3 protein-coding genes are annotated in these 3,665 nt (G+C 67.0%); all 3 read left to right on the top strand.

Features of this window, described 5'->3' with window-relative positions; all coding sequences use genetic code 11:
• The first annotated feature begins 395 nt into the window (after positions 1-395).
• Entirely contained in the window at positions 396-1,874 is a 1,479-nt protein-coding gene (locus tag PGX04_RS30460) for an MATE family efflux transporter (RefSeq protein ID WP_273741906.1), read from the top strand.
• Positions 1,875-1,997: 123 nt separating this feature from the next.
• The gene (locus tag PGX04_RS30465) at positions 1,998-3,125 is read left to right on the top strand and encodes a serine hydrolase domain-containing protein (RefSeq protein ID WP_273741907.1); all 1,128 of its coding nucleotides are present in this window, start codon (positions 1,998-2,000) and stop codon (positions 3,123-3,125) included.
• A 231-nt stretch (positions 3,126-3,356) separates the two neighbouring features.
• Positions 3,357-3,665 (top strand): DedA family protein (locus PGX04_RS30470; RefSeq protein WP_377043735.1); only part of this gene is annotated, 309 nt, incomplete at its 3' end.

Below are 3,665 nucleotides of genomic sequence, written 5' to 3' on the forward strand. Positions count from 1 at the left end.
GACGAGCACTCGACCGCGCGCGTCCTCGAGCGGGACGCGCTCGATGCCGCGCTCGAGCGAGAGCGAGTCGATCGCCTCGCGGGCCTCGTCGGGGGAAGCGAGATCGCGAAACTCCTTGCGGTTCATAGCGGCTCTTCGCGTGCCGAGGGTAAAAACGTCGGCCGAACGAGCCCGTGGTCCCACCCTGGATCGCTTCCCCGACCCGATGATCCCGCAGCTCGGGACGCTTCCGACGGGAACGGCTCCCATCGCGTCGTTCGTCACCTGTTATTCATCACCGAACGACCGTGACGAAATGACCGGTATGAAGTATTTGATACCGCTAAATAGGCGGATCTTTGATTATAAATGTCGGAATATGAAGGGTTTTAGCGCCGGATCACTGACCGTCGTCCGTGTCTTTCCGATGGAACGCCGTCCCGAACCCCTTCCGGTGGTTCCTGCTGGCGGTCGGCTACCTGCTCGCACGGCTCGGGGTCATCGATCCCCGACACGTCGAGCGGACGACTGACCTCGCCTGGCCGCGGATCGTCACGGGGATCGCCCGGATGTCGAAGTCGGCGGCGGACATCGCGATGGTCGGAATCGCTCTCGGACCGGCGGCGATCGCGGGCGTCGGACTCGCAACTCCCTACTGGGCGATCGCGTTCGCGATCGGTGGCGGGATCGCCGGTGCGACGATCAGCCTGGTCTCCCAGCGGTACAGCGGCGGGACGGCGAAAGGCGTGACGCTGGCGGTCACGGCGAGCGGCGTCATCGTCGTCGCACTGTTGCTTCCGCTCGCCGCGCTGTACGGAACGGTTCCCGAACGACTGATCGCGCTCGTCGGTAACGATCCCGCGTCGATCGCTTACGGGGCGGACTACCTCCGAGTCGTGGCGATCGGGGTCCCGTTCGCGGGACTGAACCTCATCGGCAGCCGGGCGCTCGTCGGTGCCGACGATGCGTGGACGCCGATGATGCTTCGAGCGGGCGGTGCGGTGGTCAACGTGAGCATCAACGCGGTGTTGATCTTCGGCCTCGAGCTGGGCGTCGTCGGCGCGGCCATCGGGACCGTCGTCGCGAACGTGCTCGTCCTGGCCGCGTTCGTCACCGGATTCACCGTCGGCCGACTCCCGCTGATCGGCGAGTTCCCCGTCACCATCGACGGGGCGTGGCCGCGTCCGACGATCGGCGAAATTCGGACCATCCTCGATATCGGGACGCCGCTCGTCTTCACGAATATCGCCCGACGAGCGGCGCAGTTTCCGATGCTCGCGATCGTCGCCCTCTTCGGACCGAACGTGCTCGCCGCCTACGTCGTCGCTCGCCGCGTCCGGGATCTGATGGATACGCCCGGCTGGGGCTTCTCGCTCGCCTCGAGCAGTCTCGTCGGGCAGGAACTGGGCACCGGTGACGAACGGGACGCCGACACGTACGGCCACGAGGTCCTCTGGTTCGGGACCGGCGTCTACCTTGTCAGTGGGGCAATCGTCCTCCTCTTCGCCGAACAGGTCGGTCGCATCTTCGTCGACGACCCGTCGATCCTGCCGCTCGTGACCGCGTTCATCGCGGTCGCTTGCGTCAGCGTCGTCTTCCGCGGTGTGAGCAGCGGTGCGACCGGACCGCTTCGCGCCAGCGGCGACACCCGCTGGCCGTTCTACGGGCAGGTGCTCGGTCTCTACGGCGCTGCACTCCCCGTCGCCTTCCTCGGTGCGGTCTCGGTCCCGATTCCGGCCCTCGAGGTCGTCACGCCGCTGGGGATCGGCGCGCTCTACGCCGCGTTGGTCCTCGAGACGCTCGTTCCCGCCGTCGTCACGTACTACCGGTTTTCGACCGGCCACTGGAAGGCCATCAGCCGATCATATCGTCCCGGATCGTCGCCCGGCGACTAGTTCCTCGAACCGAACACGGTCAGTTCGACCTCCTCGTTTCTTCCGTCGGTCCCGAACGGATCCGGCGTCACGCTCGGATCGACGGGGGGAACGGTTACAACCCCGCCGCTGGATGATGATGGTATGTCACGACTTGGCCAATCGGATCGCGAGCGCATCGCCGATCTCTTCGATCGTCACCTCGAGGCCGGGCTCCACCACGGGGCGCAGCTAGCGGTCTCCGTCGACGGCGAGCCCGTGATCGACCTCGCGGGCGGCGTCGCAGCGCCGGACGGTCCGGAAGAGACCCGCGAGACGCGCCACGTCCTCTTCTCGAGTACGAAGCCCTACGCGGCCGTCACGTTGCACTCCCTCGTCGAGGAGGGGAAACTCGCGTACGACGACCGGGTGGTCGATCACTGGCCCGAGTTCGCCGCCGAGGGGACCGAAAAGGCCGAAATCACCGTCCGGCAGGTGCTCAGCCACACCGCGGGACTCAATCGGGGCGAGATCGACGACCGGCCCGATCTCTGGGGCGACTGGGACGCCGCGGTGGAGCAACTCGAGGCGATGGAGCCGAACTTCCCGCCGGGGGAGACGCCGGCCTATCACGCCCTGACGTTCGGCTGGCTCGTCGGGGAACTCGTCCGGCGCGTTTCGGGAACGCCGATCGAAGCGGCCGCGGCCGAGCGCGTCTTCGACCCGCTCGGCATGGACGACACCGGAATCGGCCTCCGGGAGGACGAGGACGACGACGTGGCGACGCTGGTCGGCTTCGAGCCGTTCGACCGCTGTCGCGACCCCGGCGAGGGACTCGGAAAAAACGCCGAGGTCGCAGTCCCGTTCAATTCGGAGGCGATCCACCGCGCCGTGATCCCCGCCGCCAACGGCATCGGGACCGCGGGCGACATGGCCAGATTCTACGCCTGTCTCGCCAACGGCGGCGAACTCGAGGGGACGCGGCTCCTCGAGCCCGAGACCGTCGAGCGGATGACGCGCCTCGAGGCCGAGACGGACGCTGACGGCACGATCGGCCGGGAAGCGCGGTTCGCGCTCGGCTTCTGGAAAGGTGGCACCACGGTCGCGCCCTACGGCTCGCTCTCGCCAGAGCACGTCTTCGGCCACGCCGGCCTCGGGAGTAGCGTGGGCTGGGCGGATCCCGAGGAAAACATCGGCTTCTCGTACGTGACGAACGGCGTTCGCGAGGGGTCCTACGAACACGTCACCCGCGTGAACGCGCTGGCTGACGCGGTTCGGCAGGCGCTCCGGTGAATCAGGCGATCGATCGTCCGTAACGAGCGGATGTAGTCCGTCGATTCGGAGTTCGCGCATACGCCGTTCTCCGTGCTACTGGATCGGAGCCACTAAGTGCTCGGTCGGAACACACAACCACCGGTCGCGTGGATCGCACTCGAGCGCCGTCGCCGCTACCGCGTCCGCCCCTGAGAGGTGCCTCGAGAGCGTTGTCCGAACAGTAATACGTCACTGCTACCTAGACCGCTTATGGCGGATCTCGGGACGGCAGCACTGCGATTCATTCAGCTGTACGGCCCGCTCGCACTGCTGCTCTTTACGTTTCTCGAGACCTCGATGCTCTTTCCGTTCTTCCCGAGCGAGGTCGTCGTTCCGGCCGCGGCCGCACTGCTGATCGTCGACCCCATCTCCCTCGTCGTCTTCGTCGGGGCGGCGACCGTCGGCGGCACGCTCGGCGCGTTCGTCCTGTTCTACGCGTTTCGCGGGCCCGGTTCGCGCGGACTCGATCGCCTTCGTGAGCGGATCGACGTCTCCGAGGACGCGACCGAGCGCGGTAGA

The organism is Natrinema soli (genome assembly GCF_028618695.1).